We start from the raw sequence: 13,880 nt of genomic DNA, 5'->3' as shown, positions 1-13,880 counted from the left end.
CACTAAAGCTAATACATAATTGAATTTCTGGTGGGAACCTAAAAATCGCAGAAAATTGTTAAGCGTACCTTGTACGGTGCTAGATCTTATGTTATTTTACCATAACACCGTTTCTGCCGTTCAATTTTGCAGCGTACATTGCTTTGTCAACACGCTCGAATGCCTCTTTAACCTCGTCATTTTTATTTATCTCCGTTATACCGATACTGCACGTGATATTACCTGCCATATCAAATTTTGTTTCGGAAATTTTTATTCTCATATTTTCAGCAATAGTCATCAGCTCAGCCGCCTTTATATCATAACACAAGGCCACAAATTCATCGCCGCCCCAACGTCCGACTTTTATATTATAGAATTTGAAGAAATCACAGATAATTGCAACAAAGTGCTTTAAGGTGATATCCCCTATGGCATGACCCAATGTATCATTGACTTTTTTAAAATAATCAATATCTATCATCATAATAGAAAGTGACCGTTCGCATTCTTTTTTATTTTCGATGGCGTTATAAATCTCTGTTTCAATTCTGCCGTGGTTATATAAACCTGTCAAAGGGTCTTCTGAAGCAAGCCCTTCGAACTTTTTAAGAGCAGACAATAATTTAACAGAATTTTCGTGAATATCCTGAATCATAAATACAAATCTGAAATCATCAGCATTGTTTGTTTCGGCACGCCTGAAAATCAACTTTACCCAGATATATTTACCTTCAAGATTTTTCATCTGACAGTCAAGCGACATGGTTCTTTCCGGCGCCAGGTTCTTTTTCAGATATTCAGGATCTGTGCGTTCAAGAAAGATTGACTGGTCGTCAGCATAAATCATATTGACGATCATTTTGCGCCAGTCGGTATATTTTATTTCATTTGAATTTATCGGTTCATCAGAAATTTCCGTAACACTGATGCTGTTTGTGGTATCCTTGATCAGGTCAACATACATGGAAAAGAGGTATGTATTTTGAATCGTGTTAAATTTTTCATTCGTCAGAAATTCCTGTATGTTTTCACTGTTGTCAAGTTCATCGAGAATGAACATATAGATATTATTATCGGCTATCGGATATATTGTCATCTGAATGATATATAGAGTATTGTCGAAGACAATCTTTAGTCTCTTACTGTATTTGCCATCGAATTTCCCGATTGAAGGTGTAAAGACTTGATAGTCAGATGTAATTTTGTTTGAACTGTTATTAAAGTTTAACCAAAGCTTTTCAATGAGGTCGTGATAATTTCCGTTTTCTTTGATTAAATCCAAAAAGATACCCTTTCTAGAAATGGCTTTGTAGATAACAAGTTTAGCGTCAACAATTAAAATGGCGTCCGCATTTTCTTTAAAAAAAACGGAAATATCATCGAGTGTATACTTTTCTATTTTTTTCAAATCCATTTTGTTTCCTCCCATTTTGTTGCGCGATACACCATTTTTGCCTCTTCATTTTCAGTACCGCATCGTCTATGGTATTATTGATTTGATTATATCACCTTTTAACTGGCTTTGCTTTAATTTATTCATCCAAACGCACCGTATCTGTTGGATGCCTGACACGCTTCAGTTCCAAAGTCTCCTCAGAAATTAGCCAATCATTCATTTCATTGTAATTGCGGCATTAATCAACCCAGCCAGTTATCGCCCCAACTCAATCTGATCTTGATTGGTAGCTCATTATTTTTTATTATTATCCGATTGTGTTACCACCGTAACACTTTTTCTTGATTCTATCATTTATACTAGATTGTATCATGAACGAAAAGGAGATTACGATGTTAGAAAAAATCTATGCTTTTGCCAATGGCAACGAAAAACGGATTGAAAAAATTATTGATGACCAGCCGGTGATGATCAACCACATGATTTTCCCGGAAGGAGAAGGCTTGAAGGAGCATTATTCCAATTCCAACGTTTATATGATCGTTATTAAAGGGGCGGTTACCCTGCAGCTGGGTGATCAGGAGCCGCACCGCTATGAAGCCGGACAGATCATCAATATTCCCTACCACATCAAAATGAATGTCAATAACCGTGATCCCGAAATTCTGGAAATTTTTGTGATCAAAGCCCCCGGACCGGCTTTTTATCATCCGGACGATCAATGACAACCCGGTAAAATACTGCCGATTCTGCCCTTACGCTTTGCCGGCAAGCGCCATCGAAAAACAGTTAAAACACCAGATTCATCAGCATGACTGCCTGGTTTGCCTGAAGTGTCAGGAAAGCTGCCAACAGAAAGCCATCCGCAATCAATAACGGCTTTGGCAAAACCACCCCACCCGATACAAAAATCAGCCAATCCCGGCGTTCCTGCTGGTATTGGCTGATCTTTTTTCTCTTTTTTTATATAGCTGGGTTACCCTTAACTGTCCTCATAATGACTCTTGCAACCGATGATATAAATGGTATCATCCTGGATTTTGTAAATTAATCGATCGCTTTCCGAGATTCTTCTGCTCCAATACCCGGATAGTTCGTGCCGGAGGGCTTCTGGTTTCCCAATTCCGGTGTATCCATTGCGTTCAATATCACGAATCAGCTCATGAATTTTTTTGAGGATCTTTTTATCTTTATTGTGCCAGGATAAATACTCATCCCAGGCATGCTCTGAAAACAATTTATTCATCGTTCATGTCACACGCTTCTAATTCGATCGTTTTACCCTGTTCAATTTGCTTTTTACTTTCGATCAGACGATCGTAATAGGCTTTATTACTGGTAATATAAGCATTTTCGATTAAATTGTTATATTCATCAAGACTGATCAGGACGACATTTTTTTCGCCTTTCCGGGTGACGATGATGGTTTCACAGTCATCGGTTACCTTGTCAAAATAAGATTTCATCTTGTTTCTCATGGTGGTATAATTGATGGCTAACATAATCTCTCCTCCTTAAGGACTTTATTCTGTACTTAATATTGTATTTTATTCGGGATAAGAAGTCAAGGAAAGAACGACAGCGGTGTGACGATTGCCGGTTTTTTATTCTTGTCACCATTCTAACCGTTCTTATCATTCGTGCCAGTTAGAATCACACGATCCCATTAAAACATGCAACAAAAAACGCCATTCGCTAAATCGAATGACGTTTCAGGTAAAAGTTTGATTGATAACTAAATATGCTTGTCACCGACAAGCTCCGGCTGCTTCGTGGTTTTATAGTCCCCCAGGAAGGTGGCCCCCAATAGCAGCACGGCTCCCAGCATCTGGACCCCATTCATGGCTTCGCCAAAAATTAGGAATGACGCCAGCAGCGATCGGGTCGATATAACTGAGGGTGGCGATGCTCTGGCCATTAAGCCCTTTCATGCCGGTAAAGAAGAGAAAAAAGCCCAGCCCGGTATGCACCAGGCCTAACGCCATCACTGCCATCACCACCATCGGGGTGAGACCGGAAAAAGCGATGCCGCCGCTTAGACTCACATAGCAAAATAACACCACCGTGGCGATGGCCAGCTGCAGCAGCGTGGTGGCCATGCCGTTCAAGCTTTTAATGAACTTATTGGTCAGCATCAGGCTGGCATAACAGGCCGCCGCGGTAATCCCCCAGGCAATGCCCAGCAGATCATTACCCGCTGCGCCGCTCTGGCTGCTGCCTTTTAAGATCAGCAACATCCCGACTAGGGCTGCCGCCAGACAAATAACCTTGCGGGGGATGATCTTTTCCTTCAGCATCAATGGTGACAGACCGATGACAAAGACGGGTGCCATGTAATAGCTCAGGGTGGCATTGGCAATGGTGGTATGCTTAAAGGCTTCAAACAAAAAGATCCAATTGCCAGCCAGGACAGCGCCTGAAAACACTAACGGAAAAAGATTTTCCCCGACGCTGGAAAGAGCAATTTTGTCCCGGCGGATAAGGCAGATCAGCAGCAGAAAAAGACTGCCGATCAGTCCTCTGAGCATGGCGATTTCACTGGATTCCAGATTGATAAACCGCACAAAAATGCCGATGGTTCCGAAGATGACCATCGCCAGAATAAACATTAATTTTGATTTCACGACTGTTCTCGCTTTCTATAAATACTGTTGCAAAGATGTATGATGCTAACACCAATGATTATAGCAATCGCAGAATCAGCCATTGGAGAACATGTTTTTTATCGTCTCAAAGCTGCTTCTGCGATGAGACGGTTGGTGGTGATAGCGGTTTAACTGAGATTCTTCCCATGTCGAGCCTCCTTGTTTTCGTCGTTATTGCTCATTAAACCCCATCTGGACAGGTCTGTCAAGAAAAACTGTATAGTAAAGGTGCATCTGGCCCTTTCAGGCGTCAGCGCGGCGGTTGTACTCGTCCAAATCGAAGCTGTTCTGATCGAGAGCTTCATAACAGACCACCTGGTTGCGGCCGTTGCGCTTGGCGACAAAGAGGGCCTGGTCGGCTTTTTTGATCGTTTCGAAACAGTCGCCGCCGGGATAGATGGCCACCCCCAGCGAAATGGTGATCTTGCAGACGCCGTTAACCGACTTTTCCACCGAGCTGCGGATCCGCTCAGCCACCAGGCAGGCCTGATCGGGCTGACAGTCAAACAGTATCGCGACAAACTCCTCGCCACCCCAGCGAATCACCAGATCCGGCCCCCGCAGACTGTGGTGGATGCAGTCGGCGACAAACTGCAGAATCCGATCGCCTTCATCGTGGCCGTAGCTGTCATTGACCCGCTTAAAATGATCCACATCCATGATCACAATGGCGATGTCCGCACTCATAAAGGACAGCTCGTGGCCCGCTCCCATGATCTTGTGGAGCTGCTGGCGGTTGAACACCTGGGTCAGGGGATCGTGGAACTGGGCAAACTCCAGTTTTTTTTGGATAATATAATGATCATAATAAAAACCGGTGACGATCAGATCGACCAGGCCCAGCAGAATAATCACCTGAATGTTGAAGGACAGGATCACATCGAGATTTGAATAATGATAGAGCTGATCAGCCAGCAGGATATTGCCGATCAGTCCCAGCTGGGCCACGATGGCGTAAAACGGTGGCGCACTGAAGGAGGCCAGCAACAGGATAAAGCTCATGATCAGAAAGCCTTCATTAACATAGGACTGATCAGCCCCGTAGGAGCCAGCCCAGATGTTGCCCCAGATCATCGCGTGAACCATCAGCAGTGAAACGACTGACATGATCCGATAATTACTGGTCTGGCGATAGACCAGCACCACCAACGCCAGCGGAATCACCACCATGCTGCGGATCAATAGCAGGCGCCAGGTAAACTGCTCGTAGACCTGCCAGTCCGGCACCAGCAGACTAAAGAACATCAAGGCCGCAGCAAACATGACGCCCAGATTAAAACGCCGGTAATAATCGTATTTGGCCTGATAAAAATCCACCTTGGCCTTGCCCTCAAGTCTTAAAAATGCCTCCATCTGTCAAACCTCCCGGATTTTGTCGTTGTTTAACATTAAACCCCATCCGGGCCGGGTTTGTCAAGAAAAACAGCGGCGGTATGGGGCTGGCTGAAAAAAGTCTTGGCGTAACCAAAAACAACACCGCGGGTTGTCGGCGCGGTGTTGTTTTGGCATTTCTGTTTTTTAGGGACGCACGCCACAATTGTTAGAATAAATCGCTGTGAGTTCCCGTTCGTGTTAAGTATAAAATCAGGTCATTTTCGCTCAGTTCATAAATCAGTAACCAATCAGGAGTGATATGACATTCTCTACAGCTTCCGTAATGACCAATCAGGGGATGATCCCGATACTTTGCCGGTAATTCTTCACAACTTGCGATCATTTTAATTACTTCCGTCAGCAAGGCAAGATTGTAACCGCGCCTGTGAATCTTTTTCAGATCTTTTTGAAATTTTGACGTGGGTTTAACCGTAAAGTTCATTTTAATAGCTCAGTCATCATCTCATCGACATCGTCAAAACCCTGATAGTCTTGGGGCGCCAATTTCATTTTTTCGACTTCCTCGATGGCGGCGATTGTTTCAGCATTTGGCACATGACGGGAGAGCACAAACGGTATTCGCTGTTCCCGGACGGACTGCTTTGTAAAGGCAATTAACGCCGCTGTCATCGATAAACCCAAGTCTGAAAATAATTCCTCGGCTTGCTTTTTCAACTCCTCATCCATTCGAATCGTGACATTTGTGGTTGCCATTTTGAACACCCCTTTCGTATTTGATAATTAATTATACGACTTTCCTTGTGCAATGTCAATGCAGTGCACATGATTCTGCGAAATTAAATCTAACTTCAGAGTTTTCTTCTAAGTTCCTTAAAAACCTCTGTACCATTTAACAATTCGGCCCCATTTTTTATTTCCGCGCCTTAATCCCCCAACAACATCGCTTCCACCGTTTCAAATCCCAACCGGGCGATAGTCTGGGCAAAGCGTTCCCGGGGTAGCCCCTGCTGCTGATAAAAGAAAATGATTTTCTCGACCAGCTTCAAAACCGCTTCAGGATCGGTGAAAATCCGGCGTAGCGGTTGACCGATGGCCACCTGCTTGCCCCAGCGGCCGCCAATCACAAAATGATAATATTTTATATTATCGATAAAATTTACTTATGATTTAACTCTACACGGAGGTTCCATGGATATTCGACATCTAAAAATTATGATTGCCGTGGCCGAAGCCGGCTCCATGTCCGGGGCAGCGAAAAAGCTGTATATCACTCAGCCGGCGGTGAGCCAGGTGATTTAAGAACTGGAAAACCACTACGGTTGCCAACTTTTTGAACGCCTGGGCAAAGGCATCTATATCACCGAAGCCGGGAAACTGCTGTGCAGTCAGGCCCGGATGGTGATCCGCCAGTTTGACAGCCTGCCGAAAACATGGAAAACATGCGCGCCCCGGATGCAGGGTTTTATGGAGCTGGCCCGAAAAATCGGCAGCCGGGAAATCCCCGACGATCAGGCCTTTGGCATGCTCCATTAAGAACCGCTCCGGCCGACCACTCAATCGTTGTCACCTGGTCTTAAATTAAACAAAATCTCAATTCGGAATGATTGAAAGGTGCTTCATACTATGATACAATAAATCATTAATCATCTGAAAAATCATCCAAACGATCTGACCAGGGGGTGGCAAAATGATCGCAAAAACCATGGCATCCATTAAACAAAATTCCCGCATCCTAATTGTAGATGACACGGCTCCCAATGTTTTTCTATTGGAGCAATTATTAAAAATCAGTGGCTATGCCAATATTTTCACCCTGACCGACTCCCGGGAGGTTCTTAAAACCTATGACGAGATCAAACCGGATCTGCTGCTGCTGGATCTGAAAATGCCCCATTTTGATGGCTTTGACATTTTAGAACAGTTAAATGCCCTGGGCGAAGATGACTATCTCTCAGTGATTGTGATCACCGCCCAGAGCGATAAAGAAAACCGCATCAAGGCACTGGAATTGGGGGCTAAAGATTTTATCGGCAAGCCCTTTGATCATGCCGAAGTCATTATGCGGGTCACCAATCTGCTGGAGATTCGGATGCTCCATAACGCTACCAAAAGAAGTAATCGGTTGCTGGAAGAGCGGGTTCAGGAACGAACCCGGGAAAACGAAAACATTCAGTTGGAATTGGTCAATAAACTCTTGATTGCCGCTGAATTCCGGGATGATGATACCGGCCACCACATTACCCGGATCGGCAAATATGCCGAAACACTGGGGAATCTTCTGGGTTTTGAAAAAAATTTCATGCTCCAGTTATCCCAGGCGGCAATGATGCATGATGTGGGAAAAATCGCCATTCCCGATGGCATTCTGTTAAAACCCGGACCATTAACCCGGGCCGAAATGGACGTCATGAAAACCCATACCCATAAAGGCGCCGATATTTTAACCGGCAGCGTCTCCAAGGTGCTGAAGCTGGGTGAGATCATTGCTTTAACCCACCACGAAAAATGGGATGGCAGCGGCTATCCCGCCGGATTAAGCGGTGAAGAAATCCCCATTGCCGGTCGTATTACGGCCATCTGCGATGTTTTTGATGCCTTGCTTTCCAAGCGTCCCTATAAAAAAGCCTGGACCCTCGACAACACCCTGACGCTGCTGGCGGAGGAAAATGGCCGTCATTTTGATCCCCATCTGCTGCCGCTGTTTTTAAATAATATTGACCGGTTTTTAGATATTCGCACTAAATTTGAGAACTAATCGGTCAGTCTTTATCACATCAAGATCCCCTTCAGGAGGCTAAGGAAATGAAAAAAAATAAAACGGAACCAATCTCAATTTTTCAGTGGATCTGGCAATCTTATTTGAAATCGGCTCTGATCCCCCTGGTGGTGGTCGAACTGGTTTTTGTCGGGATTTATTTTTCGGCCAACAGCTGGTCGCGGCTGGAGACCATGTCCTATTTACAGGAATCTGCCAATGTGGAGCTGAATATCCTGGCTGAAAAAGAGGCCGGCCTCATCGATAAGCAACTGGCGGATAGCACCCACGTGACCTCATTATATCAGCAGCAGACCAGCCTGGCCCTGCAACAAAACCCAGCTCTTTCAGATGAGGATTTAAACCGGCTGGCCTACTCGCCCAACGGTGCCTATTATACCGTCAGCGATAAGACCAATGGCGGCGCGGCGGTTTTTTACAGTGGCTTTGTGCCGATTAATGCTGCCGAACGGGAAAAAGCCGCCAGGCTTTTATCCATGCAGGATCTGATGAAAAACATCATTGGCTCCCATCCCCTGGCCGCTTCGCTTTATTTCAACACCCACGATTCCTTAAATGTCATTTATCCTTATTTTAATGTGCTGGAACAGTATCCGGATAAGATGAATATACCCGAATATAATTTTTATTATGAGGCCGATTATATTCACAATCCGCAAAAAAAGGTGGTCTGGACGGACGCCTATCTTGATCCCGCCGGACACGGCTGGATGGCTTCGGCCATTTCCCCGGTCTATTCCGGTGACTTCCTGGAAGGGGTAGTGGGCGTTGATGTGACTATCAGTACGATCACCGATCAGATCTTAAACTGGGAATTTCCCTGGAACGGCTATGGAATCCTGGTCGGCAAAGACGGCGCCATTCTGGCCCTGCCCGAGCAGGGTGAGGCGGATTGGGGACTGAGCGAACTAACCAGCCATCATTATGAACAGGCCATTATGCAGGACACCTTTAAACCGGACGATTTTAATGTTTACAAACGGCCGGAATTTACCGCCGTTGCCGATCAATTACAACGCTCCCAACAGGGCACTACCGAAATCATCCTGAATAATCATAAACAGCTGGTTTCCTGGAATACCGTTTCTGAAACCGGCTGGAAGCTGCTGGTGATTGTGCCGGAAGCCAATGTTTACCAGCATACCAACGCCATCAACCAGTCGCTGATGCAAATCGGGATATTGATGATTGCCGGACTGATTTTGTTTTATTCAATTTTCTTTTATATTTTATCAAAACGATCCTATGCGATGAGCAAAAGTATTTCCCAGCCCCTCCATGAGATCAATACGGTTCTGGATAACATCGGAAAAGGCGATTATTATCAGCAGGAACCGGAGATCCATGTCACCGAGCTCAAGGAAACCGCCCATAACCTGATTGAGATGGGCGAAAAACTGGGGCATTCCAATAAGGAACTGGTCATCGCCCAAAATGAACTAAAAGAAAGTGAACAGAACCTTCATGCCCTGGTCAATTCCATCGATGATATCATCATTCAAATCGATGAGGAAGGCGAGATCAATCAGATCTGGTCAAAAAGTGAGGAGTCGCTGCGGAAATTCTTTGACACCCTGGAAACCTCCATTTGTGCCCTGATCGATCCCGAACAGCGTTTTGCCTGCCAGGAAAAAATTCAGCGTGTCGTGGCTACCAGCCAACCGGAAACCCTGGAATATTGTCTGGACACCAGCCAGGGTAAACGCTGGTTCCAGGCCCGCATTTCCAGAATCGCCAACACCTCGCATACCCTGGTCTTTTCGGCCCGGGATATCACCGACCGGATCTTTATGGAAATGTCCATTAAGGCTGCCAAGGAAGAAGCCGAAAATGCCAATCGGGCCAAATCGGAATTTTTGTCAAATATGAGTCATGAACTGCGGACCCCGCTCAATGCGGTATTGGGATTTTCCCAGTTACTGGAACTCAATCCCGAGGAACCGCTTTCTGAGGCCCAGGGTCAATACGTTACCGAAATCATCCGCGCCGGCGAACACCTGCTCACCCTGATCAATGAAATCCTGGACTTGTCGATGATCGAGTCGGGACGCTATTCACTGTCCAATGAACCGGTGGAGCTGATCTTTTTAGTGGAAGAAATCATCTCGCTGATGCAACCATTGGCTGACAAGAACCAGATCTCGCTGATCTTTGAACACCCGGAACAGGATACCCTGACCACGGTCACGGATCGCACCCGGCTCAAACAGATCTTAATCAATCTGGTTTCCAATGCCATTAAGTATAATCGGGAACAGGGAACGCTCACCATCAAAATTGAACAAGCCGATCAGTTGATTCAATTCCATGTGATTGATACCGGCCATGGGATTCCTGAAGACCAGCTGACCAACATCTTTAATCCCTTCCAGCGACTGCCGGATTCAAGCAACGCCATTGAAGGCACCGGGATCGGTTTGACGGTGGTCAAACAATTAAGCAACCTGGTCAAAGGCAGCATCCATGTCGAAAGTACCCTGGGCGAAGGCAGTCATTTCTGGCTGGAAGTGCCTTATACCGAAAAACGGGATCGCCCCGATGATGGCGATCTCATCCACGAAGATGTTTTGCAAACCTTATTGAGCCATCCCTATCGGCTGCTTTACGTGGAAGATAATCAGGTCAATATGAAACTGATGGAATCGGCTTTAGCAAAAATACCAAATATTGAGCTGATCTCTGCCAACAACGGCGAAATGGGCCTGGAATTGGCCAAAGTGCAGCAACCGGATTTGATCGTTCTGGATATTCATCTCTCCGGCATCGACGGCTATGAGGTGCTAAGACGACTAAAAGACGATGCTGCCACCAAAAATATCCCGGTCGTGGCCCTTAGTGCCAGTGCTATGCCTGCTGATATCAAAAAAGGCATCATGATGGGCTTTACCGATTATTTCACCAAGCCTTTAAACATCCCCCAGTTTTTAACCAAGATCTTTGAGCTGTTGACGAATCAGGCCTAGCCCCGTGAGCGTTGCTAGGATCGCTTAAAATCACAAAAGACTGCAGCTAAATAAAATGGCTGCAGTCTTTTTTTCATTAGATTAAATTCAAATAGGCCCTTCTGCTATCGACCACGGCATAAAGTGTCACCAGGCGTTGTTCTTCATTAACCTTGTAAAAAATAATGTGCTTTGCAACCATTAAAACCCGATAACCCTGCTTTCTTAAAATGCGATAGCGGGGACGGCTTCCGCTTCGCGGGAAATCTTCCAGAAGCTTCACTGCTTTTTCAATTTTTTCAAGATAGTGAAGCGCCGCATCAATTGCGTCGGCATCACCAGCGATGTAATTGATGATTTCATAAAGCTGATCGTTGAATTTTTCCGTTCTGATAATCGCGTCCGTCATGATCACTTTTTCCTGGCGAGCAGCGATTGGCGGATCCCTTCAAAGGTCTCTTCAACCGGGGCAACCCGCTGCTGTAAAACATCCTCTTCGGCTTCGGCAAGGGTTCTCAGTAATTCAAGCTCCGACTCCATCTGGTGGTAGGTCTGTAGATCAAGTACGGCTGTATCGCCCCGACCGTTGACCGTAATAAAAACCGGTTGTCTCGTTTCATGACAAATCTTAGCAATCTCATGATAATGATTTCTTAAATCAGCTGATGGTCTGATAATTCCCATAGTTTAACCTCCTGTATGTGATAGTCATATTATATAATAATTAGACTATTTGTTCAATGGTATTGGTTGCCTGAACCCGTTACACGGCATACTTCCCAATCCGATTCTTAACCAGATCCGCTACCGCCTCCGTCGCTTCAAACAGGTCGTTGGCGTAGGCATCGGCTTTGATCCGGCTGGCGTATTCAGCCGTGACTGGAGCGCCACCAATAATCACCTTGACCTGGGCCCGCAGTCCTGCCGCTTCAAGGGCGTCGATCATATTGTCCAGCTCCGGCAGGGTGGTGGTCAACAGCGAGGACAGCGCCAGTACATCGGGCTTGTGCATCCGGACGGCTGCGATAAAGGTTTCCACCGGCACATCAATGCCCAGATCAATGACCGTGTAGCCGCTGCCCTGAAGCATCATGATGACCAGGTTTTTGCCGATGTCATGGAGATCTCCGGCCACCGTGCCAATTGCCACAATCCCTTTGGAGGTGCCGGTTGAACGGGACAGAATCGGTTCCATCACATACATCGCTGCGTGGGCGGCCCGGGAGGCCATCAGCACATCGGTGACATAGATTTCGCCGTCAAACATTTTCTGACCCAGATCCTTAAAAGCCGGGTTGATCGCGGTTTGGATAATCTTGTCGGTGCGAATGCCATAATTCAGGGCTTCTTTGGTTTTATTCATGGCGATCTGGGTTTCCCCGTTTTCGATGGCCTGCTGTAACTCGATTAATACTTTTTCCATATTCGGCCTCTTATCGTTTGTGAATTTTCCGGAACTGGGTCGGGGTGATCCCTTCAAATTTACGGAACACCTTGGTGAAATAGCCGGCATCCCCATAGCCGACCTTTTCGGCAATGGCCTGAATCTGATAGTGGGGATTAATCAGCAGTTTCTTGGATTTGTCAATCCGGACTTTTAAAACATAATCCATGATCGGCAACCCCAGTTGCTCCTTAAAGATCCGGCCGGCATAACCGGGGCTGAGACAGGCAGCGTCGGCGATGGCCTCCACGGTCAGGTTGTCGGGGTAGTGCTTGTCAATGTAGTCGGTCATCAGGCTGATATTGGGGTTTTCCGGTTTAACTGCCGCTGCCTCAAGCTGTTCCAGATAGGCATCCACGGCCTTGGACGTGATGACCGAGATGTTTTCTTGCGAAGTGGTCTGATAAATCTGGCCGATGGCCTGATCGTTGACGTGCAGAAACGGTGCCATTACCAGCCCGATCCGGTTGACTACCCGAGACAGTACCACCAGCAGCTCGGTCATTTTGGCCCGCAACTGTGCCAGATTCTGGTGGGCTTCATAGCGCAGTCCGGAGATCAGCCCCTCCAGATAAGCTTTCGCTTTTTTACGGTTTTGCTGCAGCTGGACGATGATTTCATCCTCATCAAGCAGCGACCGGCGATCGCTTTTGTCCGCTTGTTCTTCCCGACTTTTATGGTTTTCAATTTCGGCATGGTAGAGTGTGCGCTGGCGGGCAAACTCCCGGGACTGTTCAAAATTTTCCCAGCCGGCTTTCATAATATAGTTGGCCACCACATACAGCAGGTAGGCCGAGGCCTGGACCTGATTGCCGGTGACAATGGCCAGCTCTCCCACCGCTTCAAACAATTCCTCAAAATCATCGGTGAGCGTCTGGTTCATCTTCCTGAGTTCAATCCAGAAAAATTCCTCCGGCTCCCACATCAGTACCTGGCCGCAGATAATCGTGCCGACATGCTCACCGCCCAGGACAATCGGCGCCGCCCACTCGATCAGGCCCGAGGGACAGCGGAAAATATAGGGCTCGCCAAACAGCGCCGCCTGCTTGCCGGCCCGTTTGTAAGCGGCCTGACAGCGATTCTTGCCGCCTTCCAGACTATAGATAATGCGGCAGAATTTACAACATTTTTTAATGCCTTTGCGCGGGAAGATCGAAACCCCTTCACCATCGACAATATTGGCCATCAGGCCGGTGGTGGTGGTAAAGGCGTCAAGAATTTCCTGGAGGGTTTTGATGTCGACCAGGTCGCTGAGGCGTTTTTGATTGGGCTTCCGGGGTTCGTTGTGATCCATTGCTTCACCTGTTTAGTTTAATCTGTGATTTTTATCAGTATAGCATGATTTTTCTAAAAACAATAT

Annotated in this window: 17 protein-coding genes; 5 read left to right on the top strand and 12 right to left on the bottom strand. The window is 46.4% G+C overall.

Features of this window, described 5'->3' with window-relative positions:
• Positions 1–91: 91 nt before the first annotated feature.
• Positions 92–1,396, bottom strand: coding sequence for a GGDEF domain-containing protein (locus ACEW8F_RS14300; RefSeq protein ID WP_373484140.1), 1,305 nt, complete (start codon positions 1,394–1,396; stop codon positions 92–94).
• Positions 1,397–1,770: 374 nt separating this feature from the next.
• Here ACEW8F_RS14300 and ACEW8F_RS14295 point away from each other — a divergent pair, with 374 nt between their 5' ends.
• A complete protein-coding gene (locus tag ACEW8F_RS14295; RefSeq protein ID WP_373484139.1) occupies positions 1,771–2,103 on the top strand; it encodes a cupin domain-containing protein in 333 nt (110 codons plus the stop codon).
• A 257-nt stretch (positions 2,104–2,360) separates the two neighbouring features.
• Here ACEW8F_RS14295 and ACEW8F_RS14290 read toward each other — a convergent pair whose 3' ends face one another.
• The 7 genes from ACEW8F_RS14290 to ACEW8F_RS14260 form a co-directional block, all read right to left on the bottom strand.
• Positions 2,361–2,624 carry a Txe/YoeB family addiction module toxin gene (locus ACEW8F_RS14290; RefSeq protein ID WP_373484138.1) on the bottom strand — a complete coding sequence of 88 codons (264 nt, stop codon included), beginning with the start codon at positions 2,622–2,624 and terminating at the stop codon, positions 2,361–2,363.
• Entirely contained in the window at positions 2,617–2,880 is a 264-nt protein-coding gene (locus ACEW8F_RS14285) for a type II toxin-antitoxin system Phd/YefM family antitoxin (RefSeq protein WP_373484137.1), read from the bottom strand. The genes ACEW8F_RS14290 and ACEW8F_RS14285 overlap by 8 nt, the downstream gene beginning before the upstream one ends.
• A 276-nt stretch (positions 2,881–3,156) precedes the next feature.
• Complete coding sequence (locus ACEW8F_RS14280) at positions 3,157–4,002, bottom strand: DMT family transporter (RefSeq protein WP_373484136.1); 846 nt, start codon at positions 4,000–4,002, stop codon at positions 3,157–3,159.
• Positions 4,003–4,266: 264 nt separating this feature from the next.
• On the bottom strand, positions 4,267–5,376 hold the full coding sequence (locus ACEW8F_RS14275; protein ID WP_373484135.1) for a diguanylate cyclase: 1,110 nt from the start codon (positions 5,374–5,376) through the stop codon (positions 4,267–4,269).
• A 187-nt stretch (positions 5,377–5,563) separates the two neighbouring features.
• Positions 5,564–5,839, bottom strand: a complete 276-nt coding sequence (locus ACEW8F_RS14270) for a type II toxin-antitoxin system YafQ family toxin (RefSeq protein WP_373484134.1) — start codon at positions 5,837–5,839, stop codon at positions 5,564–5,566.
• Positions 5,836–6,111 carry a type II toxin-antitoxin system RelB/DinJ family antitoxin gene (locus ACEW8F_RS14265; protein ID WP_373484133.1) on the bottom strand — a complete coding sequence of 92 codons (276 nt, stop codon included), beginning with the start codon at positions 6,109–6,111 and terminating at the stop codon, positions 5,836–5,838. Before ACEW8F_RS14265 ends, ACEW8F_RS14270 begins: the two co-directional genes overlap by 4 nt.
• A 170-nt stretch (positions 6,112–6,281) precedes the next feature.
• Positions 6,282–6,500: a hypothetical protein gene (locus ACEW8F_RS14260; protein ID WP_373484160.1), complete on the bottom strand. Its 219-nt coding sequence runs from the start codon at positions 6,498–6,500 to the stop codon at positions 6,282–6,284.
• 46 nt (positions 6,501–6,546) lie between these two features.
• Here ACEW8F_RS14260 and ACEW8F_RS14255 point away from each other — a divergent pair, with 46 nt between their 5' ends.
• The 4 genes from ACEW8F_RS14255 (at position 6,547) to ACEW8F_RS14240 (ending at position 11,097) form a co-directional block, all read left to right on the top strand.
• On the top strand, positions 6,547–6,657 hold the full coding sequence (locus ACEW8F_RS14255; RefSeq protein WP_373484132.1) for a LysR family transcriptional regulator: 111 nt from the start codon (positions 6,547–6,549) through the stop codon (positions 6,655–6,657).
• Positions 6,658–6,753: 96 nt separating this feature from the next.
• A complete protein-coding gene (locus ACEW8F_RS14250) occupies positions 6,754–6,891 on the top strand; it encodes a hypothetical protein (RefSeq protein ID WP_373484131.1) in 138 nt (45 codons plus the stop codon).
• Between the two features lie 154 nt (positions 6,892–7,045).
• Positions 7,046–8,113 carry an HD-GYP domain-containing protein gene (locus ACEW8F_RS14245; protein WP_373484130.1) on the top strand — a complete coding sequence of 356 codons (1,068 nt, stop codon included), beginning with the start codon at positions 7,046–7,048 and terminating at the stop codon, positions 8,111–8,113.
• Positions 8,114–8,160: 47 nt separating this feature from the next.
• Positions 8,161–11,097, top strand: a complete 2,937-nt coding sequence (locus ACEW8F_RS14240; RefSeq protein ID WP_373484129.1) for an ATP-binding protein — start codon at positions 8,161–8,163, stop codon at positions 11,095–11,097.
• A gap of 76 nt (positions 11,098–11,173) precedes the next feature.
• Here ACEW8F_RS14240 and ACEW8F_RS14235 read toward each other — a convergent pair whose 3' ends face one another.
• From ACEW8F_RS14235 to ACEW8F_RS14220, 4 genes are all read right to left on the bottom strand, one after another.
• Positions 11,174–11,485: a type II toxin-antitoxin system RelE/ParE family toxin gene (locus ACEW8F_RS14235; protein ID WP_373484128.1), complete on the bottom strand. Its 312-nt coding sequence runs from the start codon at positions 11,483–11,485 to the stop codon at positions 11,174–11,176.
• Between the two features lie 2 nt (positions 11,486–11,487).
• Positions 11,488–11,760 (bottom strand): type II toxin-antitoxin system prevent-host-death family antitoxin, encoded by a 273-nt coding sequence (locus tag ACEW8F_RS14230; protein ID WP_373484127.1) that lies wholly within the window; start codon positions 11,758–11,760, stop codon positions 11,488–11,490.
• 79 nt (positions 11,761–11,839) lie between these two features.
• Positions 11,840–12,499 carry a B12-binding domain-containing protein gene (locus tag ACEW8F_RS14225; RefSeq protein WP_373484126.1) on the bottom strand — a complete coding sequence of 220 codons (660 nt, stop codon included), beginning with the start codon at positions 12,497–12,499 and terminating at the stop codon, positions 11,840–11,842.
• Positions 12,500–12,509: 10 nt separating this feature from the next.
• Positions 12,510–13,814, bottom strand: coding sequence for a PocR ligand-binding domain-containing protein (locus ACEW8F_RS14220; RefSeq protein ID WP_373484125.1), 1,305 nt, complete (start codon positions 13,812–13,814; stop codon positions 12,510–12,512).
• Positions 13,815–13,880 lie beyond the last annotated feature (66 nt).

The sequence above is a fragment of the Acetobacterium sp. genome (genome assembly GCF_041752335.1).
GTDB lineage: Bacteria > Bacillota > Clostridia > Eubacteriales > Eubacteriaceae > Acetobacterium.
This window is presented reverse-complemented; position numbering and strand designations above follow the sequence as displayed.

Excerpts from the sequence above, each read along its gene's own strand:
- ACEW8F_RS14300 (WP_373484140.1), bottom strand. The coding sequence starts at position 1,396 with ATGGATTTGAAAAAAATAGAAAAGTATACACTCGATGATATTTCCGTT.
- ACEW8F_RS14295 (WP_373484139.1), top strand. The coding sequence starts at position 1,771 with ATGTTAGAAAAAATCTATGCTTTTGCCAATGGCAACGAAAAACGGATT.
- ACEW8F_RS14290 (WP_373484138.1), bottom strand. The coding sequence starts at position 2,624 with ATGAATAAATTGTTTTCAGAGCATGCCTGGGATGAGTATTTATCCTGG.
- ACEW8F_RS14285 (WP_373484137.1), bottom strand. The coding sequence starts at position 2,880 with ATGTTAGCCATCAATTATACCACCATGAGAAACAAGATGAAATCTTAT.
- ACEW8F_RS14275 (WP_373484135.1), bottom strand. The coding sequence starts at position 5,376 with ATGGAGGCATTTTTAAGACTTGAGGGCAAGGCCAAGGTGGATTTTTAT.
- ACEW8F_RS14270 (WP_373484134.1), bottom strand. The coding sequence starts at position 5,839 with ATGAACTTTACGGTTAAACCCACGTCAAAATTTCAAAAAGATCTGAAA.
- ACEW8F_RS14265 (WP_373484133.1), bottom strand. The coding sequence starts at position 6,111 with ATGGCAACCACAAATGTCACGATTCGAATGGATGAGGAGTTGAAAAAG.
- ACEW8F_RS14255 (WP_373484132.1), top strand. The coding sequence starts at position 6,547 with ATGGATATTCGACATCTAAAAATTATGATTGCCGTGGCCGAAGCCGGC.
- ACEW8F_RS14250 (WP_373484131.1), top strand. The coding sequence starts at position 6,754 with ATGGTGATCCGCCAGTTTGACAGCCTGCCGAAAACATGGAAAACATGC.
- ACEW8F_RS14245 (WP_373484130.1), top strand. The coding sequence starts at position 7,046 with ATGATCGCAAAAACCATGGCATCCATTAAACAAAATTCCCGCATCCTA.
- ACEW8F_RS14240 (WP_373484129.1), top strand. The coding sequence starts at position 8,161 with ATGAAAAAAAATAAAACGGAACCAATCTCAATTTTTCAGTGGATCTGG.
- ACEW8F_RS14235 (WP_373484128.1), bottom strand. The coding sequence starts at position 11,485 with ATGACGGACGCGATTATCAGAACGGAAAAATTCAACGATCAGCTTTAT.
- ACEW8F_RS14230 (WP_373484127.1), bottom strand. The coding sequence starts at position 11,760 with ATGGGAATTATCAGACCATCAGCTGATTTAAGAAATCATTATCATGAG.
- ACEW8F_RS14225 (WP_373484126.1), bottom strand. The coding sequence starts at position 12,499 with ATGGAAAAAGTATTAATCGAGTTACAGCAGGCCATCGAAAACGGGGAA.
- ACEW8F_RS14220 (WP_373484125.1), bottom strand. The coding sequence starts at position 13,814 with ATGGATCACAACGAACCCCGGAAGCCCAATCAAAAACGCCTCAGCGAC.